The following is a 25,644-nucleotide window of genomic DNA, read 5'->3' on the forward strand; positions in this document are numbered from 1 at the left end:
CCCCGCCTTTTTTACCTATACTGCGCCTTACAATACCCACCACGATTCCTGACCGGATCTCTCCATGCCCCCACGTCGGCACATTGCCTGGATAGCCTGCCTAGCAGTGCTGTTCAACCTGCTGGCCATGCCGCTGTCTTCTGCCGCGCCCAAGGGCCCGGCCGAGCAGTTGCTGTGGGGGGCTTTCTGTTCCAGCATGGCCAACAAGGCCAAGGTCGACGTCCAGGCCCTGGCCAAGATCGACCTCGGCCCGCAAAGCGACGACAGCGCCAGCATGATGAACTGCTGGTGCTGCTCGGGTGCCGCGCCGCTGCTGGCCTTGCCCGGCTACCCGCCGCAGTTGCACAACCCGCCGACACTGCACGCCGGGCACCTGCCGCTGCTTGCCGACTACCAACCCACGCCGCGCCAGCTATGGCCCGCGCTCAACCCCCGTGCCTCCCCTCTGGTCTGAGTTACTCACGCTGTCTGCCTGAACCTGAACAGATCGGAGACTCACCATGCTCAAGCAAGCCCTCGTCGTGGCCGCCCTGCTGCTGCCCAGCGCCTTCGCCACTGCCCACGAATACACCGTGGGCAACCTGCACATCGCGCACCCCTGGTCGCTGCAACTGCCCCCCAACGCGCCCAACGTCGCCGCGTATTTCGTCGTGCACAACAATGGCCAGGCCGATGACCGCCTGCTGAGTGTCGACAGCCCCATCAGCGATGACGCCCAGTTGCACGAGCATGCCATGACGGCCGGCGGCACCATGAAGATGCAACAGGTGCCCAGCGTGGTAGTACCCGCCGGCAAGGATGTGACCTTCGCCCCCAGCGCCTACCACGTGATGCTGATGCAGCCCAAGGACCGCAGCCTGCTCAGCGACGGCAAGCGTTTCCCGTTGACCCTGCACTTCGAGAAAGCCGGTGATGTCACGGTCGAAGTCGCCGTGCAGAAAGAGGCGCCCTCGGGCCAGCCCCAGGCTCACGAACACGCGCACTGAACATTAGCTGACAGGCACTCGCCATGAGCCTGCCACGCAACAGCATCAGCCGTACCCCCCGCCCTGAACGCAGGCGCGTCGGGGGCGGCTGGCTGAGCCTGTTCGCCATGTGGATGATCTTCATCGGCCCGCTGGTTTCCCAGTCGATGCCGATGGGCCACCACGCCGGCATGAACATGCCGATGGGCATGTCGATGGCCCCCGAGCACGCGCAGAGCGTGGACTCGCACCACGGCCATGATGGCCATGGCGGCGATGGCCAACTGCATGTGATGTGGGAAAAGTGCGGCTACTGCAGCCTGCTGTTCAACTGCCCCGCACTGCCGCAAACCCTCAGCCCGCTCAGTGCCGGCGTAGCAGTCCCCTCCACTCACCTTCTTGCAACCACGCGCCAGGGGCATGCCCGGCAGGCTGTATTCCCGGGTGCGCGCAGCCGCGCGCCGCCTTCCTCGATCAGCGTCTGAAAACACATTGTCCGCACGGAGCCAGGAGGCTTCGCGCTCACTCATGACTGATCGACTGGAATCATTATGTCTGGCTGCACCCCTGTTTTTGCCCTGTCCCTGCGCGGGGCCATCGCCGCCGTCTGCGGTTCGCTGATCGCGCCCATGGCCCTGGCCAGCGACCTCGGCCACGCCGAGCACGCGCATGCCGCCCCCGAGCTGAGCCCGACGGTGATCACCGCCGTGGCGCCCAGCTCGCCGCTGACCGTGGTCACCAACCCGAAAGACCCACGCCAGCCGGTACCGGCCAGTGACGGTGCCGATTACCTCAAGACCATCCCCGGTTTCTCGGCAATCCGCTCCGGCGGCACCAACGGTGACCCCGTGTTGCGCGGCATGTTCGGTTCACGCCTGAACATCCTCACCAATGGCGGCGTGATGCTGGGCGCCTGCCCCAACCGCATGGATGCACCGACGTCGTACATATCACCCGAAACCTACGACCGCCTGACCGTGATCAAAGGCCCGCAAAGCGTGATCTGGGGCCCTGGCGGCTCGGCCGGTACCATCCTCTTCGAACGCGAACCGGAAAAATTCGGCACCCTGGGCAGCCGCGTCAACGCCAGCCTGCTGGCCGGCTCCAATGGCCGCTTCGACAAGGTACTGGACGCCGCCGCCGGCAACAGCCAGGCCTATGCCCGCTTCGTCGGCAACCAGTCGCGCTCGGACGACTACCATGACGGCAACGATGACACCGTGCCGTCGCGCTGGGACAAATGGAACGGCGATGTCACCCTCGGCTGGACCCCCGACCAGGACACCCTGCTGGAACTCACCGCCGGCAAGGGCGACGGCGAAGCACGCTATGCCGGGCGCGGCATGGACGGCTCGCAGTTCAAGCGTGAAAGCCTGGGGCTGCGGTTCGAGAAGTCCAACCTCGGCGACGTGCTCGACAAGGTCGAGGCGCAGGTCTACTACAACTACGCCGACCACGTGATGGACAACTACAGCCTGCGTACCCCCTCCGGCAGCGGCATGATGGGCATGCCCATGGTCAGCAACGTCGACCGCCGCACCATGGGCGCCCGGGTCAAGGCGACCTGGCGCTGGGCCGATGTGCAACTGGTCAGCGGCATCGATGCGCAGACCAACGAGCATCGCCAGCGCGGCGGCATGGGCGTCGATGCGCACAAGGGCCAGGCCTGGACCAAGGACGCCGACTTCCATAACTACGGTGCCTTCAGCGAGCTGACCTGGTATGTCAGCGACGCAGACCGGCTGATCAGCGGCGCCCGCCTGGACCGTGCCTCGGCCCGTGACTTTCGCAAAGGCAGTGCCACTGAAGGCGACACCCGCGCCGATACCCTGCCCAGCGGTTTCGTGCGCTACGAGCACGACCTGGCGGCCATTTCCGCCACCACCTACATCGGCCTGGGCCATGCCCAGCGCTTCCCCGACTACTGGGAACTGTTCTCGCCCAAGCAAGCGCCGGCCGGTGCTGCCAACGCCTTCGACGGCATCAAGCCAGAGAAGACCACCCAGCTCGACTTCGGCATCCAGTACCGCGACGAACGCCTGGAGGCCTGGGCCTCGGGGTATGTCGGGCAGATCCGCGACTACATTCTGTTCGACTACCGCACCGGCATGATGGGCATGAGCACCTCACAGGCCCAGAACATCGACGCGCGCATCATGGGCGGCGAATTGGGCGCGGCCTACACGCTCAGCGAAAACTGGAAAGCCGACGCTACCCTGGCCTACGCTTGGGGCAAGAACAGTAGTGATGGCAAAGCGCTACCTCAGATGCCGCCCCTGGAGAGCCGCCTGGGCCTGACCTACAGCCGCGACGTCTGGAGTGTCGGCGCCCTGTGGCGGCTGGTGGCCGCGCAAAACCGCATCGCCGAGAACCAAGGCAATGTGGTGGGCAAGGACTACGACAAGAGCGCTGGCTTCGGCGTGTTCTCGCTCAATGGTGCCTACAAGGTGAACAACAACCTCAAGCTCAGCGCAGGGGTCGACAACCTGTTCGACAAAACCTACGCCGAGCACTTGAACCTGGCCGGGAACGCCGGGTTCGGCTACCCGGCCACAGACCCACAACCGGTGAACGAGCCAGGCAGGACCTTCTGGACCAAGGTCGACTTCAGCTTCTGACAACAACAATGGGCGCGGCTGCGGTCGCGCCCCTCACCTGGTCAAACAGGAGGTTCCCATGCGCGGAACACGCATCTCTTTCTACAACCTGGCCTGGCGTTGGCATTTTTACGCGGGGCTGTTCGTCGCCCCGTTCATGATCCTGCTGGCGATCACCGGGATCATCTACCTGTTCAAACCGCAGCTCGACCCGCTGCTGTACCGCGACCTGATGGTGGTCGAAGCCGGCCATCATCGACAGCCTGCCGACACCCTGCTGGCCGAGGTGCGCAAGGCTTATCCACAAGGCCATGTCGGCCAGTACCTGCCGCCGCTGGATGCCGAGCGCAGCGCGCAGTTCGTGGTGCATGACGGCGGGCGCGAATTGAACGTGTTCGTCGACCCCTACAGTGGCACGCTGCTCGGCGAGCAGGATGGCAAACAGAACCTGCAGGCGGTTGCCCGTGCCCTGCACGGCGAGCTGATGGTCGGCACGGTCGGTGATCGCCTGGTCGAGCTGGCGGCAGGCTGGGGCATCGTGCTGGTGGTGTCGGGCCTGTATCTGTGGTGGCCACGCGGGCGCAACAGCGCCGGCGTGCTGTGGCCGCGGTTTTCCGCACGCGGTCGGCTGTTGTGGCGTGACCTGCATGCGGTGACCGGGTTCTGGGGCTCGGCCCTGTTGCTGCTGATGTTGCTCAGTGGCATGACCTGGACGGGCATGTGGGGCAAGCAGTACGCCGACTTATGGAACCGTTTTCCCGCCGCGATGTGGAACGACGTGCCCAAGTCCGACCAGCAGGCCCGCGAGCTCAACAGCGCCCATCGCCAGACCGTGCCCTGGGCGGTGGAGAACACCCCCATGCCGCAGTCCGGCGCCCATGCCGAACATGCCGGGCACCACATGATGTCGAACGCCCCGGCAGCGCCGCAAGTGAGCTTGCAGCAGGTCGAGGACATCGCCACTTCGCGTCAGGTCGAGCCGGGCTACAGCATTACCTTGCCGACCACGGCCGACGGCGTGTTCACCGTTGCGGTGTTCGCCGACGACCCGCGCAACGACGCCACCCTGCATGTCGATCAGTACACCGGCAAGGTGCTGGCCGACGTGCGCTGGCAGGACTACAGCCCGGTCGCCCGGGCTACCGAGCTGGGCGTGATGCTACATGAAGGCAAGATGTTCGGGGCGTTGAACCAGATCATCATCCTTGTGGTGTGCCTGATGATTCTGCTGGGGTCGGTCAGTGGCTTGGTGATGTGGTGGAAGCGCCGGCCAACGGGCGGGCTGGGTGTACCGCCGCTGCGCCATGACCTGCCGCGCTGGAAGACGGCGGTCGGGGTGATGGTCGTGCTGGGGGTGATGTTCCCGCTGGTGGGGGTGTCGATGGTAGTGATGTGGCTGGTCGACAGCCTGGTGGTGCGCCGCCGGGTACTGGCCCAGGCTTGAGGCCTGCGGGGCCGCAAAGCGGCCCCGCTGCAACCCATGAATCGTGTCGATCTGTCGCGCCCCGAATTGGGACGCCCGTGTTAGCCTACTTGGCTTTCACAAAAAAAGACTGACCCTCAATGGAATGCAGCCAATGACCCGGACCTCTTCCCCTCCCGCTGAAGAGCAGCATCTGCAGCGCAACCTGACCAACCGCCACATCCAGCTCATCGCCATCGGCGGCGCGATCGGCACTGGCCTGTTCATGGGCTCGGGCAAGACCATCAGCCTTGCCGGCCCATCGATCATCTTCGTCTACATGATCATCGGCTTCATGCTGTTCTTCGTCATGCGCGCCATGGGCGAACTGTTGCTGTCGAACCTCAACTACAAGTCGTTCATCGACTTCTCTGCCGACCTGCTGGGCCCCTGGGCCGGCTACTTCACCGGCTGGACCTACTGGTTCTGCTGGGTGGTCACCGGCATCGCCGATGTGGTGGCGATCGCCGCCTACACGCAATTCTGGTTCCCGGAACTGCCACAGTGGATACCCGCGCTGACCTGCGTGGCGGTGCTGCTGTCGTTGAACCTGGTGACCGTGAAGATGTTCGGCGAGCTCGAGTTCTGGTTCGCCCTGATCAAGATCGTCGCCATCCTCGGCCTGGTTGCCACCGGCCTGTACATGGTCATCAGCGGCTTCGAGTCGCCCAGCGGGCGCACCGCGCAGCTGGCCAACCTGTGGAACGACGGCGGCATGTTCCCCAATGGCCTGATGGGCTTCTTCGCCGGCTTCCAGATCGCCGTGTTCGCCTTCGTCGGTATCGAACTGGTCGGCACCACCGCCGCCGAAGCAAAAAACCCCGAACGCACCCTGCCCCGGGCAATCAACTCGATCCCGATCCGTATTATCGTGTTCTACGTGTTGGCACTGCTGGCGATCATGGCCGTGACCCCGTGGCGCGACGTGGTACCGGGCAAGAGCCCATTCGTCGAACTGTTCGTCCTGGCCGGCCTGCCGGCAGCGGCCAGCATCATCAATTTCGTGGTGCTGACCTCGGCGGCCTCGTCGGCCAACAGCGGCGTGTTTTCCACCAGCCGCATGCTCTACGGCCTGGCACAGGAAGGTGACGCGCCGAAGGCACTGGAAAAACTGTCGCGCCGCGCGGTACCGGCCAACGGCCTGTACTTCTCCTGTACCTGCCTGTTGCTGGGCGCGGTGCTGATCTACCTGATTCCTGACGTGGTCGAGGCGTTTACCCTGATCACTACGGTTTCGGCGGTGCTGTTCATGTTCGTCTGGACGCTGATCCTGCTGTCGTACTTGAAGTACCGCAAAACCCGCGCAGCGCTGCACCAGGCTTCGAAGTACAAGATGCCCGGCGGGCGCTTCATGTGCTACGTGTGCCTGGCCTTCTTCGCCTTCATCCTGGTGTTGCTGAGCCTGGAGGCGGATACCCGTTCGGCGCTGCTGGTAACGCCGATCTGGTTCGTGCTGCTGGCCGTCACCTACCAGGGTGTGCGCAGCAAGCGCCACCCGCGCGCGGCTGTACGCAACAACTGATGCAGCAAGGGGCTGCTTTGCAGCCCCAATGCTGTGCACGCAAATCTTTCAAGCACCAACCTGGCTCCTTCCCGCGCCCCAATACCTCGCACACCCCGTCTATTACGCGCCTCTCGCCATTCGGCACACCCCTTGCAATGCCCCTCCCGCTTGGCCAACACCAAAAAAACCAGCGGAGAGAGCACATGAAGCGTCGCAGTCTGATCAAGGCCTTTACCCTCAGCGCATCGATTGCGGCGATGGGCCTTAGCTGGAGCATCCAGGCCGCCGAGACCATCAAGGTCGGCATCCTGCATTCGCTGTCGGGGACCATGGCCATTTCCGAGACATCGCTCAAGGACATGGCGCTGATGACCATCGACGAGATCAACGCCAAGGGTGGCGTGAATGGCAAGATGCTCGAACCGGTGGTGGTCGACCCGGCATCCAACTGGCCGCTGTTCGCCGAGAAAAGCCGCCAGCTGCTGACCCAGGACAAGGTTGCCGTGGTGTTCGGTTGTTGGACATCGGTGTCGCGCAAGTCGGTGCTGCCGGTGTTCGAAGAGCTCAACGGCCTGCTGTTCTACCCCGTGCAATACGAAGGCGAAGAGATGTCGCCAAATGTCTTCTACACCGGCGCCGCGCCCAACCAGCAGGCCATCCCGGCCGTGGAATACGTGATGAGCGAAGAAGGCGGCAGCGCCAAGCGCTTCTTCCTGCTGGGCACCGACTACGTCTACCCGCGCACCACCAACAAGATCCTGCGCGCCTTCCTGCACAGCAAAGGCGTGGCCGACAAGGACATCGAAGAGGTCTACACCCCATTCGGCCATGCCGATTACCAAACCATCGTCGCCAACATCAAGAAGTTCTCCGCCGGCGGTAAAACTGCTGTCATCTCTACCGTCAACGGCGACTCCAACGTGCCGTTCTACAAAGAGCTGGCCAACCAGGGCCTGAAGGCCACCGACGTGCCAGTGGTAGCCTTCTCGGTGGGTGAAGAAGAACTGCGTGGCATCGACACCAAGCCGTTGGTGGGCCACCTGGCGGCGTGGAACTACTTCGAATCGGTGGATAACCCGGTGAACCAGAAGTTCGTCGCCGACTGGAAGGCCTACGCCAAGGCCAAGAACCTGCCCGGCGCCGACAAGGCGGTGACCAACGACCCGATGGAAGCCACCTATGTGGGCATCCACATGTGGGCGCAGGCGGCGGAAAAAGCCAAGTCCACCGAGGTCGACAAAGTGCGCGAAGCCTTGGCTGGGCAGAGCTTCAAGGCACCGTCCGGCTTCACCCTGACCATGGACAAGACCAACCACCACCTGCACAAGCCGGTGATGATCGGCGAGATCCAGGATGACGGGCAGTTCAGCGTGGTCTGGGAGACCGAGCAGCCACTGCGGGCACAGCCTTGGAGCCCGTTCATTCCGGGTAACGACAAGCGCCCTGATTACGCAGTGAAAGGTAACTGAGTGCACTGGGGCTGCTGTGCAGCCCATTCGCGGGACAAGCCCGCTCCCACAGGTCTTGAGAACAGCCTCGAGCCTGTGGGAGCGGGCTTGCCCCGCGAAGCATCCACACTGATTTCCAGGATTGCCCGCATGCTCAGACTCCTGCTCATCTTGCTCCTTATGCTGCCCCTGGCATCCCAGGCCAGCGAGGGCGAATTCTTCCTCAGCGCCAAGCCCGCCGAACAGGCTCGCCTGCTCGAAGGCTGGGCGGCGCAACCCGATGCCGCGCGCCTGGCGCTGCTGGCAAACCTGCGCCAAGGCCGCATCGCCGAAGGCGACACCCGCAAGGTGCGCCTGAACAACCGCCTGCGTGGCCTGATCGACAACGCCCTGGCCAGCCACCAGTTGCTCAGCGACAACAGCGACGCGCGCCTGGCCGCCGCCCAGCAACTGCAGAAGAGCGCGCAACCGGCGCAGATGGCCTTCCTCGACCGGCGCTTCGCCAACGAAGCGGACCCTGCCGTACACGCCGCCCTCGGCCTTGCCCTGGCCAACCTGCAGTTGGGCGCCAGCGAGCCTGCGGTACGCCTGGCCGCCGTGCGCCTGCTCGGCGAGACCGGCGACCCGGTCGCCCGCACCCGCCTGGAGGCGCTGCTGCAGCCCGGCGTCGAAAGCGATGCCGGCGTGCGTACCGCTGCCGAAACCAGCCTGGCCCAGGTCAAACGCAAGCTGCTGGTTGGCGAGCTGCTGGGCCAGGCGTTCAGCGGCCTGTCGCTGGGGTCGATCCTGCTGCTGGCGGCGCTGGGCCTGGCGATCACCTTCGGCCTGCTCGGGGTGATCAACATGGCCCACGGTGAAATGCTGATGCTCGGTGCCTACAGCACCTACATGGTCCAGGTGCTGCTGCAGCGCTACGCCCCGGGCGCCATCGAGTTCTACCCGCTGATCGCCCTGCCGGTGGCGTTCGCCGTCAGCGCCGGGGTCGGCATGGCGCTGGAGCGCACGGTGATCCGCCACCTGTACGGCCGCCCGCTGGAAACCCTGCTGGCGACCTGGGGTATCAGCCTGATCCTGATCCAGGCCATCCGCCTGATCTTCGGCGCGCAGAACGTCGAAGTGAGCAACCCGGCGTGGCTGTCCGGTGGTGTCCAACTGCTGCCGAACCTGGTGCTGCCGTACAACCGCCTGGTGATCATCGGTTTCGCCCTCGCCGTGGTGCTGCTGACCTGGCTGCTGCTCAACCGCACGCGGCTCGGCCTGAACGTTCGCGCGGTGACGCAGAACCGCAACATGGCCGCCTGCTGTGGCGTGTCCACCGGGCGCGTCGACATGCTCGCCTTCGGCCTCGGCTCCGGTATCGCCGGGCTCGGTGGCGTGACCCTGAGCCAGGTCGGCAACGTCGGCCCGGACCTGGGCCAAAGCTACATCATCGACTCGTTCCTGGTGGTGGTACTCGGCGGTGTCGGGCAACTGGCCGGCAGCCTCTGGGCCGCCTTCGGCCTAGGCATCGCCAACAAGCTGCTGGAGCCGCAGATCGGCGCGGTGCTTGGCAAGATCCTCATCCTTGCGTTGATCATTCTGTTCATCCAGAAGCGCCCGCAAGGCCTGTTCGCCCTCAAGGGACGGGTAATCGACTGATGAACCAGCCACTGCTTGTCACCGCTTCGCAAAAAGCCGGGCCGCGCTTGTCGCTGGCCATCGGCACTGTCGTCGTGCTGTTGCTGCTGGCACTACCACTGCTGTCGTTGCTACCGGCCGACCATGCCCTGCAGGTCTCGGCCTACACGCTGACACTGGTCGGCAAGATACTCTGCTACGCCATCGTCGCCCTGGCCCTGGACCTGGTCTGGGGCTATGCCGGGCTGCTGTCGCTCGGCCACGGGCTGTTCTTCGCCCTCGGCGGCTACGCCATGGGCATGTACCTGATGCGCCAGGCCGCCGGCGATGGCCTACCGGGCTTCATGACCTTCCTGTCGTGGACCGAGCTGCCCTGGTACTGGGCCGGCACCCAGCATTTTGCCTGGGCCCTGTGCCTGGTGGTGCTGGCGCCTGGGCTGTTGGCGCTGGTGTTCGGCTTCTTCGCCTTCCGCTCGCGGATCAAAGGCGTTTACTTCTCGATCATGACCCAGGCCCTGACCTTTGCCGGCATGCTGCTGTTCTTTCGCAACGAGACCGGGTTTGGCGGCAACAACGGCTTTACCAGCTTCCGCACCATTCTGGGCTTTGACATTGCCGCGCAGGGCACACGGGCCGTGCTGTTTCTGCTGACTGTCGGCCTGTTGCTGGCCAGCCTGTACCTGTGCTGGCGCCTGACCACCAGCAAGTTCGGCCGGCTGCTCACTGCCGTGCGCGACGCCGAAAACCGCCTGATGTTCTGCGGTTACGACCCGCGCGGCTTCAAATTGCTGGTGTGGGTGCTGAGCGCCGTGCTGTGCGGCCTGGCTGGCGCGCTGTATGTGCCCCAGGTGGGCATCATCAACCCCAGCGAAATGTCGCCGACCAACTCCATCGAAGCTGCTGTCTGGGTCGCCCTGGGCGGGCGTGGCACGTTGATTGGCCCGCTGCTGGGCGCAGGCCTGGTCAATGGCATGAAGAGCTGGTTCACCGTGGCGTTCCCCGAGTACTGGCTGTTCTTCCTCGGTGCGCTGTTCATTCTGGTCACCCTGTACCTGCCCAAGGGCGTGGTGGGCCTGCTGAAGAAAAGGAGCCAGCCATGAGAGGCGTGCCCCCGGTTCATCCCGAGTTCATGCTGGAGCCGGTGTTCGACACCCTTGGCGCCAGCCGCGACGCCATCGGCCTCGGCCAGAGCCGCAAGGCCGGCCTCGACACCCGCCACGGCACGGTGCTGAGCCTGGAAGACATCAGCGTCAGCTTCGATGGGTTCAAGGCGCTGAATGGTTTGAACCTGTACATCGGCGTCGGCGAACTGCGCTGCATCATCGGCCCCAACGGCGCCGGCAAGACCACGATGATGGACGTGATCACCGGCAAGACCCGCCCCGACAGCGGCAGCGCCTTTTTCGGCGACACTCTCGACCTGACCCGCATGAGCGAATACCAGATCGCCCAGGCCGGGGTCGGCCGCAAGTTCCAGAAGCCCACGGTGTTCGAGGCGCTGACGGTGTTCGAGAACCTGGAGCTGGCGCTGAAGGCCGACAAGTCGGTGTGGGCCAGCCTGGCCGCGCGCTTGAGCGGCGAGCAACGACAGCGCATCGAACACGTGCTGGCCACCCTGCGCCTGCTACCGCTGGCGCAGCGCCAGGCAGGGTTGCTGTCCCACGGCCAGAAGCAGTTTCTGGAGATCGGCATGCTGCTGGTACAGGAGCCGCAACTGCTGTTGCTCGACGAGCCGGTGGCGGGCATGACCGATGCCGAAACCGAGTTCACCGCAGAGCTGTTCAAGGGGCTGGCCGGCACGCATTCGCTGATGGTGGTGGAGCACGACATGGGGTTTGTCGGCAGCATTGCCGACCATGTGACGGTGCTGCACCAAGGCAGCGTGCTGGCGGAGGGCTCGCTGGCGCAGGTGCAGGCGGATGAGCGGGTGGTCGAAGTTTATCTGGGCCGATGAACCTCACAGCCAGCGCACAAACTTCCAGGGACATGACATGCTGAAAATCGACACACTGCACCAATACTACGGCGGCAGCCACATCCTGCGCGGCCTGTCCTTCGAGGCCAAGGTCGGCGAGGTCACGTGCCTGCTGGGCCGCAACGGCGTGGGCAAGACCACCCTGCTGCGCTGCCTGATGGGCCTGGTCGCAGCCCGCGAAGGCAGCGTCGAATGGGAAGGCAAGCCGATCACCACGCTCAAGCCCCAGCAACGGGTGCAGGCCGGTATCGCCTACGTGCCCCAGGGCCGCGAAATCTTCGCGCGGCTGACCGTGGAGGAGAACCTGTTGATGGGCCTGTCGCGCTTCCCCGCCCGAGAGGCCCGTGAAGTGCCCGCCTTCATCTACGAACTGTTCCCGGTACTGGAACAGATGAAACAGCGCCGCGGCGGCGACCTGTCCGGCGGCCAGCAACAGCAGTTGGCTATTGGCCGTGCCCTGGCCAGCCGCCCGCGCCTGCTGATACTCGACGAGCCCACCGAAGGTATCCAGCCTTCGGTGATCAAGGAAATCGGCGCGGTCATCCGGCGCCTGGCCCAACGTGGCGACATGGCCATCCTGCTGGTGGAGCAGTTCTACGACTTCGCCGAAGAACTGGCCGACCAGTACCTGGTGATGGCCCGCGGCGAGATCATTCAGCGTGGGCGCGGGGATAACATGCAGGCAGAAGGTGTACGCGGGCTGGTAACCATTTAATCTGCGCCCATCGACCTTGTGAGACGCTGCAATGAGCCACGAAATCCGCGACGCCTTGCCCGCCGATGTACCGGGCATCCTCGACATCTACAATGACGCGGTGCGCAACACCACGGCGATCTGGAACGAAACACCCGTCGACCTGGGCAACCGCCAGGCCTGGTTCGAGGCCCGTGCGCAGCAGGGCTACCCGATTCTGGTGGCGGTGGATGAGAGCGGCGTGCTGGGGTATGCGTCGTTTGGCGACTGGCGGCCGTTCGAGGGCTTTCGCAATACCGTGGAGCATTCGGTGTACATCCGCGGCGACCAGCGCGGCAAGGGCCTGGGGCCGCTGTTGATGGGCGCATTGGTGGAACGCGCGCGGGGTTGCGGCAAGCACGTGATGGTGGCGGCCATCGAGAGCGGCAACGCGGCCTCGGTACGCCTGCATGAGCGGCTGGGGTTCGTGGTGACCGGGCAGATGCCGCAGGTGGGGGTGAAGTTCGGCCGCTGGCTGGACCTGACGTTCATGCAGTTGATGCTGAGCCCGGGGGCCGAGCCGGCCTGAACGTGAGGGTGCCGGTGCAGGCCCCTTCGCGGGGCAAGCCCGCTCCCACAGGGACCTCACAGTCCTTGATTGTGCTGTAACTGTGGGAGCGGGCTTGCCCCGCGAAGGGGCCCGCACTGGCCTCATCCCAGTTGGGTGAACCTGCCCAAGCGCTGTTTCAGCATGTTGTTCTCACTGCGCAGCTGCTGCACTTCCTGCAACAGCTCCAGCGCCAGCGCCACGCCTTCCCACTCCAGTTCCAACTCCTGGTGCAGCTTCGCCGCGCGCTTGGCCAAAAGCGGCGCCTGATCGTCGAACAACCAGTCCTCAGGCGTTCGCCCAGAGGGTTCGACGATGCCGTGCTCGACTATTTCGATCACGTAGTCCGCCGTAATGTCAGCTTCCTGGCAGAGGGTGCGCATGTCCAGTTGAACGATCAGGGTGCTGCTCATGATCACTTACTCCATTGTGCCCTCGGGTTGAACGCGGCCTTCTCGGAAAGCTTGGCCCACAGTTCACGGGTCGACTCGTCGGATGCAGTCGGCATGACCACCTTGAGCTGCGCATAGAGGTTGCCGCGCTCGCCCTGCTTGTTGGCCAGGCCCTTGCCCGGTACGCGCAGGCGCTGGCCGCTCTGGCTGTCGGGACGGATGGTCAGGTTGATCTTGCCGTCCAGGGTCGGCACCGCCACCTTGGCGCCCAGTGCCGCCTCCCACGGTGCCAGTGGCACGGTGATGATCAGGTCATGGCCTTCGACATCGAACAGCGGGTGCGGTGCCATGCGGATGGTCAGGAACAGGTCGCCGTTGGGCCCGCCGCTACTGCCCGGCGCACCCTGGCCCTTGAGGCGAATGCGCTCGCCGTCGGTCACCCCGGCGGGGATCTTGACGTTCAGGGTCTTGGTGGTGAACCCGGTGCGCTGCCCGGCGGCATTGGTCTGCGGCACCTGGAAGCTGATCTGCTTGGACTCCTTGCTCAGGGTCTCCTCAAGGAATACCGCCAGTTCCAACTCCACGTCCTGCCCTCGCCTGCCTGCGCTGCGCTGTTGCCGGGCGCCGCCAAAGGGGTTGCCCCCACGCGCGCCAAAAATCGAGCTGAAGAAGTCGGAGAAGTCACCGCCTTCGAAACCACCGCCCGCACCCCCGCCGCGGTTTTCCCAGCCCGGCGGCGCCTGGAACGGCCGGCCATGTTGGCCACCGTACTTGCGGATCTCGTCGAATTCGGCACGTTTCTGCGCGTCACCGAGCACTTCATAGGCCTCGTTGGCCTCTTTGAACTTGTCCTCGGCGTCGCGCTCCTTGCTGACATCGGGGTGATACTTGCGTGCCAGCTTGCGGTAGGCGGCCTTGATCGCCTTTTCGTCCGCCGTGGGCTCTACGCCAAGTATCTTGTAATAGTCTTTGAAGTCCATTTATGGATCACCAATGTGAATTTGCGTGTTGCAACTGAAGATAGGGGTCAAGCATAGCCTTTCAAGGGCCGCTTGGGATTGCTGTATGGCAGACGACTGGTCTTGATTCTGTTGCCAACTGGCATAAACTGCGCGGCCGTTTTGCCTCCGGAAACCTTTTTCCCATGTCTGACGTATCCCCGGCCCGTGCCCTTGGCATCGACTTTGGCACCTCCAACTCCACGGTCGGCTGGCACCGCCCTGGCCTCGAGTCGCTGATTGCCCTGGAAGACGGCAAGATCACCTTGCCTTCGGTGGTCTTCTTCAACATCGAGGAGCGTCGCCCGGTGTATGGCCGCCTGGCGCTGCACGAGTACCTGGAAGGCTACGAAGGCCGCCTGATGCGCTCGCTCAAGAGCCTGCTCGGCTCCAAGCTGATCAAGCACGACACCAGCGTGCTGGGCAGCGCCTTGCCGTTCAAGGACTTGCTGGGCATGTTCATCGGCGAACTGAAAAAGCGCGCCGAAACCGCCGCGGAGCGCAGCTTCGACCAGGTCGTGCTGGGCCGCCCGGTGTTCTTCGTCGATGAAGACCCGGCCGCCGACCAGGAAGCCGAAGACACCCTGGCCGACGTGGCGCGCAAAATCGGCTTCAAGGACGTGTCGTTCCAGTACGAACCGATTGCCGCAGCCTTCGACTACGAGTCGAGCATCAGCCGTGAAGAGCTGGTACTGATCGTCGATATCGGCGGGGGTACCTCCGACTTTACCCTGATCCGCCTGTCGCCCGAGCGCCACCTGGTGGCCGAACGCCAAAGCGATATCCTCGCCACCGGTGGCGTGCACATCGGCGGTACCGATTTCGACAAGCAGCTGAGCCTGCAGGGCGTGATGCCGTTGTTCGGCTATGGCAGCCGGATGAAGAGCGGTGCGTTGATGCCGACCAGCTACCACCTCAACCTGGCCACCTGGCACACCATCAACGCCTTGTACTCGCAGAAGTCGCAGCTAGCCCTGGGCAACATGCGTTACGACATCGAGGACACCCTCGGTATCGACCGCCTGTTCCAGCTGATCGAACAGCGCGCCGGCCACTGGCTGGCGATGGAAGTGGAAGCCAGCAAGATCGAGCTGACCGAACAGGACAGCCGCCGCATCGACCTGCGCCGTGTCGAGCCTGAGCTGACCGCCGAGCTGACCCGTGCGGTGTTCGAAGAAGCGATCGATAGCCTGCTGGAGCGCGTGCGCGGCAGTGTCAGCGAGCTGCTGAACAAGGCCGGTGTGGGCGAAGGGCAAGTGGATACGGTGTTCTTTACCGGGGGGTCCAGCGGGATTCCGGCGCTGCGTAACAGCGTGGCGGCGATGTTGCCCAATGCACGGCATGTGGAAGGCAACATCTTTGGCAGCATTGGCAGCGGGTTGGCGATCGAGGCACGCAAACGCTACGGCGTTATCTGAACGATCTTGGGGCCGCAAAGCGGCCCCAAGATCTCAGCTCAAACCAATTCCACTCGTTTCAGCTCGCTCTTCAGATACGCATAGTAGATCGGCCCCGCCACCACCCCCGGCAAGCCGAATGCCGCCTCGAACACCAGCATCGCCAGCAGCAGTTCCCACGACTTGGCACTGATCTGCCCCCCCACGATCCGCGCGTTGAGGAAGTACTCGACCTTGTGGATGACGATCAGATACCCCAACGCCGCCATCGCCACCCAGATCGACAATGACAACCCGACGATGGTGATCAGGGTGTTGGACATCAGGTTGCCGATCACCGGCAGCAGCCCAAGCAGGAAGGTCAGCACGATCAGCGTCTTGGTCAGCGGCAGATGCACTCCGAACATCGGCAGCACCACGGCCAGGAAGATGCCGGTGAAGGTGGTGTTGAGCAGCGAAATCTTGATCTGCGCGAAGACAATGTTGCGAAACGCCTGCACCAGCAGGCTCAAGCGTTCGAACAAGGCTGCGGCCAACGGTTTGCGCCGAGAAATGTCGGGGATACGCTGCAAGGCCACGATGGCGCCGAGGATCATGCCGATCAGCAAGGTGACGAACATGTGCGCCATGCCCTTGCCTACCAGTTGCAGCTCGCCCAGGTGGCTTTTGAGCCAGTCGCCGATGGCCACCTTGAACTCGGCGGCACTGGCCGGCAGGTAGCCTTCGATGAACGGCGGCAGTTGCCCACGGGCCCGCTCGACCAAGGCCATGAACTTGTCCAGCGAAGCCCCGGGGTTCTCCGCCTCGTGCAGCAGGAAGCTGAATGCGCCAGCAATCAGCAGGGTCAGAGTAATGACCACCAACGTGCCGAGCAGGGCCACGGCCAGCCAGCGGGCGCGCTGCCCGGCGATCAGTGGCTGTAACCGCGGCGTCAGCATGTTGACCAGTTCGAACACCAGCAAACCGGCAAGCAGGCTCGGCAGCAACTTCAGGGGCAGCGCCAGCAACAGGCCGGCAAACACGATGATCCAACTGGCCAGGGTGATCTGGCGGGGGGTGAAGGTCATACAGCCTCAGGGGCAGACAACAAAAAAGACCCGCAGTCTGCCAGCCTTCGCCCTACAGGCATAGGCGCAGGTCATTTCTTCTTCAGGCAGTCGCTCATGTACGCCTTGCGCTCGTCACCCTTGAGTGCCTTGGTGCTGGCGTCGGCGTTGCAGGTCTTCATCTTTTCCTGCTGGGTTGCAGGTACGCTCTTCTTCAGGCAGTTGCTCATGAACGCCTTGCGTTCATCGCCCTTGAGCGCCTTGGCGCTGGCGTCGGCGTTGCACGAGGTCATCTTTTCCTGTTGCGCAGTGGCGGCGAACCCCTGTGCGCTGAACAATACAGCCAGCACCAGCAATGGCATTTGCAGCAGCTTCATGGAGTGGTCTCCTTGTCTCCGCGCCCGATGCACGGTGGTGCCACTGAGTGTAGACAAGATTTTTTACACTCATTTCAGCCGCCAGACCGCGCCTGACGCCGGTACTGCTCCGGTGTGCAATTGGCCTGGCGCTGGAACATGGCGATGAAGGCCGAGGCGCTGCTGTAGCCGAGGTCGAAGGCAATGGCCTGAATCGGCAAGCCTGCCTCCAGCATCTCGATGGCACGCAGAAAGCGCAGGCGCAGGCGCCACTCGCCAAAACCGATGCCCAGTTCGCGGATGAACTGGCGGGCCAAGGTACGTTCGCTGACATGCACCTGCCGCGCCCAATCGGCCAGCGGGCGATTGTCGCCCGGGGCACGGCTCAAGCCATCGAGCACCTGGCCCAGGCCCTCGCTGCGGGCGAAGGGCAAATAGCAGGTCTGGGTCGGCGCCAGCAGCAACTGGTCGAGCAGCACCTGCACCAGGCGCTGGTCGCGTTCGTCCTGCGCCACGTTCAGGTCACGCCGGGCGAAGTCGCCGAGGATGGCCTTGAGGATGTCGCTGATGACCAGGCTGCACGGCTGTTGCGGCAACCCGGCGCACAAGCTGCGGTCCAGGTAGAGCGAGCGGTAGACGATGGCCTGGGGGTTGTAACAGCCGTGTTCGATACCCGGTGGCACCCACACGGCGTAGTGCGGCGGCGAGAGGAAGCGCTGGCCTTCGACATCCAGGTGCATGACACCGTGGGCCGCGTAGTTCAGCTGGCCCCAGGCGTGGCGGTGGGGGGCGCTGTGGGTATCGGCACCGAACTCGTCGTGGCGCAAGTACACCGGCGCCGGGAGCCGGTCGAAACCGGGGATGTCGAGGTATTTGCGCGGCATGCTGTCTGCTTCGAAGGGCGGATTGTCTGGATACAAGTATAGGCTTGCGGACAGACAACTCATAATACCGGGCAACCTGGGCCTGCTGAGCGGCAGCCCCCAAATTCCTGGTCTCACCCAGAGTTGCACCTTTATGAATTACCTGTTCCCCCTCACCGCCATCCTTATCTGGGCCGGCAACACCGTGGTCACCAAGCTGTCGGCCGGTGCCATCCACCCCGCCGAGATCGGCTTCTACCGCTGGCTGCTGGCCGGCCTGCTGTTCACCCCCTTCCTGCTGCCCGCCGTGTGGCGCAACCGTGCAGCCATCCGCCCGCACCTGGGCAAGGTGTTCGTGCTCGGCGTGCTGGGCATGGCCTTGTACCAGAGCCTGGCGTACTTCGCCGCCAGCATCACCAGCGCCACCAACATGGGCATCATCCTCTCGCTGATGCCGTTGATGTCGCTGGCGCTGTCGATTGCCTGGCTCGGCCAGCGCCTGACCTTCGGCGCCCTGGTCGGCGCCGTGGTGTCGTTTTTCGGCGTGCTTGAAGTGGTCAGCGCAGGCCAACCCGGGGCCTTGCTGGAACAGGGCCTGAACAGCGGCGATCTGCTGATGCTGGTGGCCACCCTGGCCTATGCGCTGTACAGCTTCCTGCTGAAAAAATGGCAATTGCGCCTGCCGCCCTTGCAGTTGCTGTACCTGCAGGTGCTGGTGGCCATCGTGGTGTTGCTGCCGCTGTTCCTGCTGTCGGACAAGACCGGCCTGAATGCCCACAACGTCGGCCTGGTGCTGTACGCCTGCGTGCTGGCCTCGATGATCGCCCCGCTGGTGTGGATGCAGGCCGTGCACCGCCTGGGGCCAAGCCGCACCACGCTGTTCTTCAACCTGCTGCCCTTGGTCACCGCGCTGATCGCCGCTGGGGTGCTCGATGAACAGCTGGCCAGCTACCACCTGGTCGGCGGCCTGTTGACCCTGCTGGGGGTGATCCTGGCCGAGCGTTGGACCACCCCCGTACGCCGCAGCGCTACAGCCCCGCAGCCTTGAGCCGGGCGGCGTGCTCGGTGAACAGGCGCACCGGCTCGGCGCCCTTGCCCACGGCGCCGAGCGACTGGTTGACGATGTCCAGGTGGTCGAGCGGGTAGTCGTCGCCGATCACCTGCCCCAGGTGCGAGCTGAAGCGCCCGACCATGCCATCGCAATGGCCCTTTTCCTTGACGAAACTGCGGGCGAACAGGCGGCAGAAGCGGTTGCTGCCGTCAAAGCGGTTGCGCCCCTGGTCGGTCAGGCCGGGCTGCAAGGTGCCTGACCAGGAGTAGTAGCGTACGCCGTTGACCTCTGCCGGCCCTTCGCCGCCCCAGGTGTCGGGCAGGCCCTGTGGATAAGCCTGGTTGAACAGCGCCACCCCGGCACTGGTCAGCGCCTGGTGCGAGGCGTGCACGTCGATGGGCAATGGCTCGCGGCGCCAGCCGGTTTCCAGCCACACCAGCAGCACCGCCAAGCCGTGCAGCGCGCCCTTGAGGATACGCCCCTGGGGCGAGTCGCCCGGCGCCGTACGGTGCAGGTGGTCGGCCAGTTCCGAGCCATGGTTGGGCCCCGCCACGGACGTCACCGAGGCCACCCGCTCAGGCCGTTTGGCCGCGGCATAGCGCGCGTCCAAGGCGCCCTGGCTATGGCCGATCAGGTTGACCTTGTCGGCACCGGTGCGCTGGCAGATGGCTTCGATGATCGCCAGCAACTGTTCACCCCGCACCTCACTGGCGTGCAGCGGCGAGACTTGCACGGGGAACACCTGCGCCCCGCCCTTGCGCAGGGCCGGCACGATGCCGAACCAGTAGGGGTAGAGCAGCACCCGGACGAAACCGAGCATGCCCGGCACTAGCACCAGTGGGTATCGCGTGGCCAATTCCTGCGGCATAGCCCCTGCCCCTTTGCGTGGTCGACCGGCCAACACTACAGCGGCCTGGATGACCATCGCAATCGAACTCCTGGCGCGCCGTGCGGTTCCAAACCAAACAGACCCTGAGCAAGGAGCGGGACCATGTACAAACAGACCCTGGCAATCCTTCTGGCCAGCGCAACACTTGCCGCTTGCGGCAGCCGCCCGGAGAACCCGGTGGACTACGTCACCTACCGTGACGAGCCGCTGGTCAAGCAGGTGGAGCACGGCATGACCATGCAGAAAGTGATCGCCATTGGTGGCAGCCCATCCAATGCGATCGACCTGCCCCACGGCGGCACCTGCAACGACTACATCCTCAACCGCGACGGCAAGCAACAGGCGTACTACGTGCGCTTCGACGCCACCGGCCATGTCGATGCCAAGGGCTTCAAGACTTGCAAGCAACGAGAAGAGGACAGCGAAGCCGTACCCGGCGCGTGAGCCTACGCAACACCTTGACCACCCGTCCTGATCTTTTTGGAGATAACCATGAGCAACGTTGAACTGACCGATGTGCAAACCCTGCGCGAACGTGCCCGCCAGCACGTCGAGCAAGGCGCCGTGACCGAGGGCTACCATGCCGACCGCCAAGAGATCCTGCGCCTGCTCAACGAGTCGCTGGCCACCGAGCTGGTCTGCGTGCTGCGCTACAAGCGCCACTACTTCATGGCCAGCGGGATCAAGGCGAGCGTGGCGGCCGAAGAGTTTCTGGAGCATGCCAACCAGGAAGCCGAGCACGCCGACAAGCTGGCCGAGCGGATCGTGCAGTTGGGCGGCGAACCGGACTTCAACCCCGACAACCTGACCAAGAACTCCCATGCCCAATATGTGGCGGGCAATAACCTGAAAGAAATGGTGCTGGAAGACTTGGTGGCCGAGCGGATTGCGATCGACAGCTACCGCGAGATCATTCAGTACATTGGTGACAAGGACCCGACCACGCGGCGCATCTTCGAAGACATCCTGGCGCAGGAAGAAGAGCACGCAGACGATATGTCCGATCTGTTGCAAGGTTTGTAATCGAAAGGGGGCCGCTCTGCGGCCCCTTACATTATTTCTTGCCTTTGACCGCCGCCGGCGCCTTGCCCGCCTTCATCTGCTGCAATAACGGCGTGCACTGGTTCGGTTCGTCCCCACTGCTAGGCGCAATCAGTGCCAGCAGCCCCGCCGCGGGGCCCGCAACCACCCCCAAGGCCACCATCCCCGCCCCGCGCAAGGCCAGCGGCACCGCCTGCACACCCGCACTCGGCTTGGCAAACGGCCCGCGTACATACAGCGGCGAACGCAGCGAGAACAGCCGCAGCCCCTTCGACTCCGGGGTCACCTTCAGGTCCAACTGCTCACTGGCAAAATTCGCCGTGCCGTTGATGTAGATGATCGCGTTCTCGGTATCGAAGATGAACAGGCGTGTGCTCGCCAGCCCGTCCTTGATTCCGACATCGGCCGCCGCGCAGTTGATCTGCACGTCCTCGTCACCGAACAACTTGCCAACCACGTAGTTGCCCACGTTGAGGCCGGCAATTTCCATCAGGCTGCGGCTGATCGCACCATCGTTGATCAGCATGCGCAGGTCGCCATTGGCCGTGCCCAGCAGCGCCGCCACCGAGTTGCCGCGGCCGGTGATGTCGGCATCGCCGTTGAGTTCGCCGAAGCTGGTCTGCATCGGCGCGAAGGTGGGGAACAGTTGCTTGAGCTTGAAGCCCCGCGCGGTCAACTGCGCCCGCCCCTGCAACGGTACACTGCGGCCATCGAGGCGGATCCTGGAGGCCAGGTTGCCACCGGCCACGCCAAAGCGCAGCGGCTCCAAGCGCAGCAGGCCGTCTTCGAGGATCACGTGGGCAGACAGGTCGTTGAACGGCAACTGCTCGCTGTGGACGATGCGCTTGCCGGCAAACTCGACGTCGGCGTCCATGGCGCGCCAGCGTTCGGTGCGGAACTCCTCGACCGGCAATACCTTGCCCGTCGGCTGCTTGCTGGCGCCCCCGCGAGCCTTCTGCTCGGCGTTGGAGTCGGCACCGATCAGCGGCGCGAGGTCCTTGAACAGCAGCTGGTTGGAGACCAGCTTGCCGGAGAGCTTGGGCCGCGGCTGGCTGGCCACGAAGGCCAGGTCGCCGTGGATGTCGCTGTCGCCGATCTTGCCGTTGAACCCCTGGTAATTGAAGGTCGCACCTTGCGCGGCATGCAGGTTGGCAGTGAGGTGGCCGTCGGTGGCGTAGGCCGGGGTGTCGGGCAGCGTCACGCCGGTCAGCGGGTAGAGGTTGCCCAGGCTCTTGCCGGACAGGCGCAGGCGCAGGTCCAGGGCGCCCAGGTTACGCGGGTCGGTCAGGGTGCCGGCGAGCACCACGTGGGTGTCGGCGATGCGCACGTCAGCCTGCAACGGGAACGGTTGGCTGGCGTCCTGCAGCGCCAGCAGGCCACCGATCTTGCCGGTGCCGGACACCGGCTGCCCTTTGTAGCGGCCCTGGGCCTTGAGGCCGAAGGCATAGTCCTGGGCGCCCGCCGTTTTCTCGGCCCGCGCCTTGCCGACGATGTCGCTGAAGGGTATCGGCTTGCCCAGCGGGTCGATCTGTACCTTCATGCTGGTCTTCAGGGTCTGGTCATCAAGGCTGACATTGCCTTGGTCAAAACCGATGGCACCGATGTCCAGCTGCCATTTCGAGGGTTCTGCGTTTTCATCCTTGGGGCCGAAGTCGAAGGTCCAGTTGGCACGGCCATCGGCCAGTCGAGTCAGGCTGGCGGTGGGCTTGGTCAGGTTGATGCGGGGGATGACGATCTGCTGGAACACCAGTGGCAGTGGCGCCAGGCGGAACTCGACACGCTCGAGGGCGACCATTTTCGGTTCCTTGAGCCAGTCTGGGTTGCCCAGGGTCAGGTCCTCGGCAATGAAGTGCGGCCACGGCACCCACGCCCGCCAACCGCCTTCTTCGGGCTCGGTACGCCACTGCACCGCAAGGTTGCCATTGATTGCGAAAGGCCGGTGCAGGGCCTCGGAAACCTTCTCGTTGAGCAACGGCTTGACGCGGTTCCAGTCGAAGGTGGCGATTACCACCACCAGTATCGCCAACAAGGTCAACAGGGTGGCAAGGGTCCAGACAAGAATTCTGGCGGGTCGCGTCATTGCGTGATTCTCCTGACGGCATGGCACAAAGCGGGCACCGGTGGCACTCATTAACTCGGACTGATGAAAGCCCGCTGGGTTTTATCGGTGGCGCCATGATAACGAAGTTTTTCCTGGCGCCTTGCTCAGCATTTGGTCTGGGCAACGGCGTTGCGTTACCTGGAATAGATGAAGGCCAAAAGCCACCAAGAATGTTGAAACAACCGTGCTAGAGCCTCCAAAAAGCTCTATCAATGCTGTCGATTGTTACCATTATCCTTATGAACTTTTCTCTGGCGTTACCGGGCGTAGCATTGGCTTCGTACCCACTTTCCAGCCCCCCAGAGGAGCAACCACTCATGAAACGCCACCTGCTGACCCTGACCCTGTCGATCCTTGCTGCCAACGCCTTCGCCCTGCCGGCTGCTGACCAGCACCTGACCGCCGAATCGCGCTCCAGCACCGCTGAAATCGCCCAGCCCCTGAAAACGGTTACCGAAGGTGGTTCGGACCGCCTGATCGAACGCACTGGCCGCGTCGCCGAAGGTGGCTCGGACCGCCTGATCGAACGCACTGGCCGGGTCGCCGAAGGTGGCTCGGACCGCCTGATCGAACGCACCGGCCGGGTCGCCGAAGGTGGCTCGGACCGCTTGATCGAACGCTCCGGCCGAGTAGCCGAAGGTGGCTCGGACCGCTTGATCGAACGCTCCGGCCGAGTAGCCGAAGGTGGCTCGGATCGCCTGGTTGAACTCAGCCGTGTGAGCTGATCGCCATGGCCGAAAATAACAACCTGCGGCACAATGCCTGCTCACCTCCAAGCCCGGTCCATTGACCGGGCTTCGTTTTATTATCTAGAGTGCCCTGCCTCGACCGACACAGAACCCTGACCCATGCTGCCGCGTGCCGAACAGAAGCTACAGACCCGCCAGGCCTTGCTCGATGCCGCCTGCCAGCTGATGGAGAGTGGCCGTGGTTTCGGCAGCATCAGCCTGCGCGAAGTGGCGAAAACGGCAGGTATCGTACCCACCGGTTTCTACCGGCATTTTCCCGATATGGACGCCCTGGGCCTGGCTCTGGTGGCCGAGGTCGATACCACCTTCCGCCAGACCATCCGCCTGGTGCGCCAGAACGAATTCGAGTTTGGCGGCATCACCGACGCCTCGGTGCGCATCTTCCTCGACGTGGTCGCCGCCCACCGGGCGCAGTTCCTGTTCCTGGCCCGTGAGCAATACGGTGGCTCGCAGGCGGTACGCCAGGCGATTGCCCGCCTGCGCCAGGACATCAGTGACGACCTGGCCACCGACCTTGCGCGCATGAAACGCTGGCAGCACCTGGACGGAGCAGCACTGGCGGTGATGGCCGACCTGGTCGTGAAGACGGTATTTGCCACCCTGCCCGAACTGATCGACAACCCTGATTCAGGTTATCCACAGGCGCTGTCCGCGCAGGAAAAGATCACCCAACAGCTGCGCTTCATCTTCGTAGGCGCGCGGCACTGGCAAGGCCTGGGTAACCCGGGCTGAAGCGCAGTTCTGCTACCATGGCGCACTGCCCGATTGTGACGAGCGCATTCATGTCCGACCCCCGCCCCACTCCGCCCGAACTGGCCCGCTTCACCCAGCACTTTGCCGAGCGTATCGTGCCGCTGTGGCAAGGCCCGGGCTGGAACGTCGAAATGGCCCTGCCCTTCGAGGCCCTCGATGCCCAGCACCGGCCGTTGCCGGTTCAGCGCTATCGAGCGATGGCCTGCGCGCGCCAGCTGTACCTGTTCAGCAGCCGCATCGAGCAGCCAGGCGCGGCAGAGCGGGCAGCGGCGTTGTTCCGCTCGCTGCAGCGGCATTTCCACGATGCCGAGCACGGCGGCTGGTTCTACAGCATCGATGCCGAAGGCAAGCCACTGGACCGGCGCAAAGACCTCTACACCCACGCGTTCATCGTGTTTGCCTGCGCGCATTACTGGGGCAAGGTCCGCGACAGCCTGGTGGAGTCTGCGCTGAACGCTGCCCTGGCAATCGTCAGCACGCAGTTCGCCCGCGACGACGGCCTGTACGAGGCCAGCCTCGCTGAAGACTGGGCCGACCTTGGCAGTGGCCCACTGCAGAACCCCCAGATGCACTTGGCCGAAGCCTTCCTGCAGGTGCTTGCCGTGCGTGAAGATGCCAGCGTGCAGCAGGCACTGCTGCAGTTGTGCGATGCCCTGCAGGCACAGTTCATCGAACCGCAGCACGGCCTGATGCTGGAAAAAACCACGCGACGCTGTGGATAACTGGTTCGAACCAGGGCATCAGTTCGAGTGGTTCTACCTGCTCGACACCTCGCCACTGTTACGCGGCACCCCGCTGCATGGCGCCATTGCCCGGGCGTTCGATTATGCCGAGCAGTGCGGGGTAAAGGATTCGGCGGTCTTGGCAATGCTGGCTGTGGACGGCAAGGTCATCGATGCCACCCAGCGGATCTGGGCCCAGGCGGAGTACCTGCGGGCGCTGGCGTTGCGCTCAGGCAACGAAGCCAAGCTTGCGCAGCAGTTGCAGGCGATGACGCAGCGGTTCCTGCATGACGGCGGCTGGTATGAATGCCGGGACGGCGAAGGCGCTGTCAGCCGGCATGACATGCCTTCGACCACGCCCTATCACTTGGCGACCTGCCTGGCAGGGCTTCATCACTTGGAATGACCTGACATTTTTACCAGTTTCGGTTCTCAAGA

General features: G+C 64.1%; 25 protein-coding genes and 1 pseudogene. 19 read left to right on the forward strand and 7 right to left on the reverse strand.

Annotation, left to right across the window (positions count from 1 at the left end):
- Positions 1 to 64: 64 nt before the first annotated feature.
- The 12 genes from LOY26_RS23935 (at position 65) to LOY26_RS23990 (ending at position 12,830) form a co-directional block, all read left to right on the forward strand.
- The gene (locus LOY26_RS23935; protein ID WP_033701753.1) at positions 65 to 454 is read left to right on the forward strand and encodes a DUF2946 domain-containing protein; all 390 of its coding nucleotides are present in this window, start codon (positions 65 to 67) and stop codon (positions 452 to 454) included.
- Between the two features lie 46 nt (positions 455 to 500).
- Positions 501 to 986 (forward strand): copper chaperone PCu(A)C, encoded by a 486-nt coding sequence (locus LOY26_RS23940; RefSeq protein ID WP_186652713.1) that lies wholly within the window; start codon positions 501 to 503, stop codon positions 984 to 986.
- 23 nt (positions 987 to 1,009) lie between these two features.
- Positions 1,010 to 1,450: a DUF2946 domain-containing protein gene (locus LOY26_RS23945; RefSeq protein ID WP_258714186.1), complete on the forward strand. Its 441-nt coding sequence runs from the start codon at positions 1,010 to 1,012 to the stop codon at positions 1,448 to 1,450.
- 66 nt (positions 1,451 to 1,516) lie between these two features.
- Positions 1,517 to 3,583 carry a TonB-dependent copper receptor gene (locus LOY26_RS23950; protein ID WP_186652715.1) on the forward strand — a complete coding sequence of 689 codons (2,067 nt, stop codon included), beginning with the start codon at positions 1,517 to 1,519 and terminating at the stop codon, positions 3,581 to 3,583.
- A gap of 58 nt (positions 3,584 to 3,641) precedes the next feature.
- Positions 3,642 to 5,006: a PepSY domain-containing protein gene (locus LOY26_RS23955; RefSeq protein ID WP_186652716.1), complete on the forward strand. Its 1,365-nt coding sequence runs from the start codon at positions 3,642 to 3,644 to the stop codon at positions 5,004 to 5,006.
- A gap of 133 nt (positions 5,007 to 5,139) precedes the next feature.
- Positions 5,140 to 6,546, forward strand: coding sequence for a D-serine/D-alanine/glycine transporter (cycA, locus tag LOY26_RS23960; RefSeq protein ID WP_186652717.1), 1,407 nt, complete (start codon positions 5,140 to 5,142; stop codon positions 6,544 to 6,546).
- A 185-nt stretch (positions 6,547 to 6,731) separates the two neighbouring features.
- A complete protein-coding gene (gene urtA, locus LOY26_RS23965) occupies positions 6,732 to 7,997 on the forward strand; it encodes an urea ABC transporter substrate-binding protein (protein WP_033701760.1) in 1,266 nt (421 codons plus the stop codon).
- Positions 7,998 to 8,126: 129 nt separating this feature from the next.
- Entirely contained in the window at positions 8,127 to 9,614 is a 1,488-nt protein-coding gene (gene urtB / locus LOY26_RS23970) for an urea ABC transporter permease subunit UrtB (RefSeq protein WP_258714187.1), read from the forward strand.
- Complete coding sequence (gene urtC / locus LOY26_RS23975) at positions 9,614 to 10,693, forward strand: urea ABC transporter permease subunit UrtC (protein WP_033701763.1); 1,080 nt, start codon at positions 9,614 to 9,616, stop codon at positions 10,691 to 10,693. Before urtB ends, urtC begins: the two co-directional genes overlap by 1 nt.
- The gene (urtD, locus tag LOY26_RS23980) at positions 10,690 to 11,547 is read left to right on the forward strand and encodes an urea ABC transporter ATP-binding protein UrtD (protein WP_047582345.1); all 858 of its coding nucleotides are present in this window, start codon (positions 10,690 to 10,692) and stop codon (positions 11,545 to 11,547) included. Before urtC ends, urtD begins: the two co-directional genes overlap by 4 nt.
- Positions 11,548 to 11,584: 37 nt before the next feature.
- Positions 11,585 to 12,283 (forward strand): urea ABC transporter ATP-binding subunit UrtE, encoded by a 699-nt coding sequence (gene urtE, locus LOY26_RS23985; protein ID WP_047582342.1) that lies wholly within the window; start codon positions 11,585 to 11,587, stop codon positions 12,281 to 12,283.
- A 31-nt stretch (positions 12,284 to 12,314) separates the two neighbouring features.
- Positions 12,315 to 12,830 (forward strand): GNAT family N-acetyltransferase, encoded by a 516-nt coding sequence (locus LOY26_RS23990; RefSeq protein ID WP_186652718.1) that lies wholly within the window; start codon positions 12,315 to 12,317, stop codon positions 12,828 to 12,830.
- A 122-nt stretch (positions 12,831 to 12,952) separates the two neighbouring features.
- Here LOY26_RS23990 and LOY26_RS23995 read toward each other — a convergent pair whose 3' ends face one another.
- Together LOY26_RS23995 and cbpA are read right to left on the reverse strand one after the other, a co-directional pair.
- Entirely contained in the window at positions 12,953 to 13,261 is a 309-nt protein-coding gene (locus tag LOY26_RS23995) for a chaperone modulator CbpM (RefSeq protein ID WP_033701768.1), read from the reverse strand.
- A 2-nt stretch (positions 13,262 to 13,263) separates the two neighbouring features.
- On the reverse strand, positions 13,264 to 14,220 hold the full coding sequence (gene cbpA / locus LOY26_RS24000) for a curved DNA-binding protein (RefSeq protein WP_186663528.1): 957 nt from the start codon (positions 14,218 to 14,220) through the stop codon (positions 13,264 to 13,266).
- A gap of 164 nt (positions 14,221 to 14,384) precedes the next feature.
- On the opposite strand from cbpA, the gene LOY26_RS24005 reads away from it, so the two are divergent.
- Entirely contained in the window at positions 14,385 to 15,656 is a 1,272-nt protein-coding gene (locus tag LOY26_RS24005) for an Hsp70 family protein (RefSeq protein ID WP_186652719.1), read from the forward strand.
- A gap of 38 nt (positions 15,657 to 15,694) precedes the next feature.
- Here the strand turns inward: LOY26_RS24005 and LOY26_RS24010 are convergent, their stop codons facing one another.
- The 3 genes from LOY26_RS24010 to LOY26_RS24020 all read right to left on the reverse strand — a co-directional run bounded on the left by LOY26_RS24010 (position 15,695) and on the right by LOY26_RS24020 (position 17,921).
- Positions 15,695 to 16,702 (reverse strand): AI-2E family transporter, encoded by a 1,008-nt coding sequence (locus LOY26_RS24010; RefSeq protein WP_033701772.1) that lies wholly within the window; start codon positions 16,700 to 16,702, stop codon positions 15,695 to 15,697.
- A 71-nt stretch (positions 16,703 to 16,773) separates the two neighbouring features.
- A complete protein-coding gene (locus tag LOY26_RS24015) occupies positions 16,774 to 17,058 on the reverse strand; it encodes a PsiF family protein (protein ID WP_047582340.1) in 285 nt (94 codons plus the stop codon).
- A 74-nt stretch (positions 17,059 to 17,132) separates the two neighbouring features.
- Positions 17,133 to 17,921, reverse strand: a complete 789-nt coding sequence (locus LOY26_RS24020) for a helix-turn-helix transcriptional regulator (protein WP_186652720.1) — start codon at positions 17,919 to 17,921, stop codon at positions 17,133 to 17,135.
- 133 nt (positions 17,922 to 18,054) lie between these two features.
- Here LOY26_RS24020 and LOY26_RS24025 point away from each other — a divergent pair, with 133 nt between their 5' ends.
- On the forward strand, positions 18,055 to 18,948 hold the full coding sequence (locus tag LOY26_RS24025) for a DMT family transporter (RefSeq protein ID WP_258714188.1): 894 nt from the start codon (positions 18,055 to 18,057) through the stop codon (positions 18,946 to 18,948).
- Here LOY26_RS24025 and LOY26_RS24030 read toward each other — a convergent pair.
- Complete coding sequence (locus LOY26_RS24030) at positions 18,929 to 19,819, reverse strand: triacylglycerol lipase (RefSeq protein ID WP_186652722.1); 891 nt, start codon at positions 19,817 to 19,819, stop codon at positions 18,929 to 18,931. The two genes, LOY26_RS24025 and LOY26_RS24030, sit on opposite strands and share 20 nt — an antisense overlap.
- Before the next feature lie 123 nt (positions 19,820 to 19,942).
- Between LOY26_RS24030 and osmE the strand changes: the two genes are divergently transcribed.
- Together osmE and LOY26_RS24040 are read left to right on the forward strand one after the other, a co-directional pair.
- On the forward strand, positions 19,943 to 20,284 hold the full coding sequence (osmE, locus tag LOY26_RS24035; RefSeq protein WP_033701777.1) for an osmotically-inducible lipoprotein OsmE: 342 nt from the start codon (positions 19,943 to 19,945) through the stop codon (positions 20,282 to 20,284).
- Between the two features lie 48 nt (positions 20,285 to 20,332).
- The gene (locus LOY26_RS24040; RefSeq protein WP_033701778.1) at positions 20,333 to 20,863 is read left to right on the forward strand and encodes a bacterioferritin; all 531 of its coding nucleotides are present in this window, start codon (positions 20,333 to 20,335) and stop codon (positions 20,861 to 20,863) included.
- Between the two features lie 31 nt (positions 20,864 to 20,894).
- Here the strand turns inward: LOY26_RS24040 and LOY26_RS24045 are convergent, their stop codons facing one another.
- A complete protein-coding gene (locus LOY26_RS24045) occupies positions 20,895 to 22,961 on the reverse strand; it encodes an AsmA family protein (protein WP_186652724.1) in 2,067 nt (688 codons plus the stop codon).
- 338 nt (positions 22,962 to 23,299) lie between these two features.
- Between LOY26_RS24045 and LOY26_RS24050 the strand changes: the two genes are divergently transcribed.
- From LOY26_RS24050 to LOY26_RS24060, 3 genes and pseudogenes are all read left to right on the forward strand, one after another.
- On the forward strand, positions 23,300 to 23,707 hold the full coding sequence (locus tag LOY26_RS24050) for a phage infection protein (protein WP_186663525.1): 408 nt from the start codon (positions 23,300 to 23,302) through the stop codon (positions 23,705 to 23,707).
- Positions 23,708 to 23,830: 123 nt separating this feature from the next.
- Positions 23,831 to 24,463 carry a TetR family transcriptional regulator gene (locus tag LOY26_RS24055; protein WP_033701781.1) on the forward strand — a complete coding sequence of 211 codons (633 nt, stop codon included), beginning with the start codon at positions 23,831 to 23,833 and terminating at the stop codon, positions 24,461 to 24,463.
- A 50-nt stretch (positions 24,464 to 24,513) separates the two neighbouring features.
- Positions 24,514 to 25,612: pseudogene (locus LOY26_RS24060) on the forward strand (AGE family epimerase/isomerase).
- The last annotated feature ends 32 nt before the right edge of the window (positions 25,613 to 25,644 follow it).

The sequence above is a fragment of the Pseudomonas sp. B21-047 genome (assembly GCF_024748775.1).
GTDB lineage: Bacteria > Pseudomonadota > Gammaproteobacteria > Pseudomonadales > Pseudomonadaceae > Aquipseudomonas > Aquipseudomonas capeferrum.

What these genes read in the sequence shown, in the direction of transcription:
- LOY26_RS23955 (WP_186652716.1), top strand. Translation starts at nt 3,642, where the DNA reads ATGCGCGGAACACGCATCTCTTTCTACAACCTGGCCTGGCGTTGGCAT.
- LOY26_RS23995 (WP_033701768.1), bottom strand. Translation starts at nt 13,261, where the DNA reads ATGAGCAGCACCCTGATCGTTCAACTGGACATGCGCACCCTCTGCCAG.
- osmE (WP_033701777.1), top strand. Translation starts at nt 19,943, where the DNA reads ATGTACAAACAGACCCTGGCAATCCTTCTGGCCAGCGCAACACTTGCC.
- LOY26_RS23990 (WP_186652718.1), top strand. Translation starts at nt 12,315, where the DNA reads ATGAGCCACGAAATCCGCGACGCCTTGCCCGCCGATGTACCGGGCATC.
- cbpA (WP_186663528.1), bottom strand. Translation starts at nt 14,220, where the DNA reads ATGGACTTCAAAGACTATTACAAGATACTTGGCGTAGAGCCCACGGCG.
- urtE (WP_047582342.1), top strand. Translation starts at nt 11,585, where the DNA reads ATGCTGAAAATCGACACACTGCACCAATACTACGGCGGCAGCCACATC.
- urtB (WP_258714187.1), top strand. Translation starts at nt 8,127, where the DNA reads ATGCTCAGACTCCTGCTCATCTTGCTCCTTATGCTGCCCCTGGCATCC.
- LOY26_RS24020 (WP_186652720.1), bottom strand. Translation starts at nt 17,921, where the DNA reads ATGCCGCGCAAATACCTCGACATCCCCGGTTTCGACCGGCTCCCGGCG.
- LOY26_RS24040 (WP_033701778.1), top strand. Translation starts at nt 20,333, where the DNA reads ATGAGCAACGTTGAACTGACCGATGTGCAAACCCTGCGCGAACGTGCC.
- LOY26_RS24025 (WP_258714188.1), top strand. Translation starts at nt 18,055, where the DNA reads ATGAATTACCTGTTCCCCCTCACCGCCATCCTTATCTGGGCCGGCAAC.
- urtA (WP_033701760.1), top strand. Translation starts at nt 6,732, where the DNA reads ATGAAGCGTCGCAGTCTGATCAAGGCCTTTACCCTCAGCGCATCGATT.
- LOY26_RS23950 (WP_186652715.1), top strand. Translation starts at nt 1,517, where the DNA reads ATGTCTGGCTGCACCCCTGTTTTTGCCCTGTCCCTGCGCGGGGCCATC.
- urtC (WP_033701763.1), top strand. Translation starts at nt 9,614, where the DNA reads ATGAACCAGCCACTGCTTGTCACCGCTTCGCAAAAAGCCGGGCCGCGC.
- LOY26_RS24030 (WP_186652722.1), bottom strand. Translation starts at nt 19,819, where the DNA reads ATGCCGCAGGAATTGGCCACGCGATACCCACTGGTGCTAGTGCCGGGC.
- LOY26_RS24055 (WP_033701781.1), top strand. Translation starts at nt 23,831, where the DNA reads ATGCTGCCGCGTGCCGAACAGAAGCTACAGACCCGCCAGGCCTTGCTC.
- LOY26_RS23940 (WP_186652713.1), top strand. Translation starts at nt 501, where the DNA reads ATGCTCAAGCAAGCCCTCGTCGTGGCCGCCCTGCTGCTGCCCAGCGCC.
- LOY26_RS24005 (WP_186652719.1), top strand. Translation starts at nt 14,385, where the DNA reads ATGTCTGACGTATCCCCGGCCCGTGCCCTTGGCATCGACTTTGGCACC.
- LOY26_RS23935 (WP_033701753.1), top strand. Translation starts at nt 65, where the DNA reads ATGCCCCCACGTCGGCACATTGCCTGGATAGCCTGCCTAGCAGTGCTG.
- LOY26_RS23945 (WP_258714186.1), top strand. Translation starts at nt 1,010, where the DNA reads ATGAGCCTGCCACGCAACAGCATCAGCCGTACCCCCCGCCCTGAACGC.
- LOY26_RS24010 (WP_033701772.1), bottom strand. Translation starts at nt 16,702, where the DNA reads ATGACCTTCACCCCCCGCCAGATCACCCTGGCCAGTTGGATCATCGTG.
- cycA (WP_186652717.1), top strand. Translation starts at nt 5,140, where the DNA reads ATGACCCGGACCTCTTCCCCTCCCGCTGAAGAGCAGCATCTGCAGCGC.
- urtD (WP_047582345.1), top strand. Translation starts at nt 10,690, where the DNA reads ATGAGAGGCGTGCCCCCGGTTCATCCCGAGTTCATGCTGGAGCCGGTG.
- LOY26_RS24045 (WP_186652724.1), bottom strand. Translation starts at nt 22,961, where the DNA reads ATGACGCGACCCGCCAGAATTCTTGTCTGGACCCTTGCCACCCTGTTG.
- LOY26_RS24015 (WP_047582340.1), bottom strand. Translation starts at nt 17,058, where the DNA reads ATGAAGCTGCTGCAAATGCCATTGCTGGTGCTGGCTGTATTGTTCAGC.
- LOY26_RS24050 (WP_186663525.1), top strand. Translation starts at nt 23,300, where the DNA reads ATGAAACGCCACCTGCTGACCCTGACCCTGTCGATCCTTGCTGCCAAC.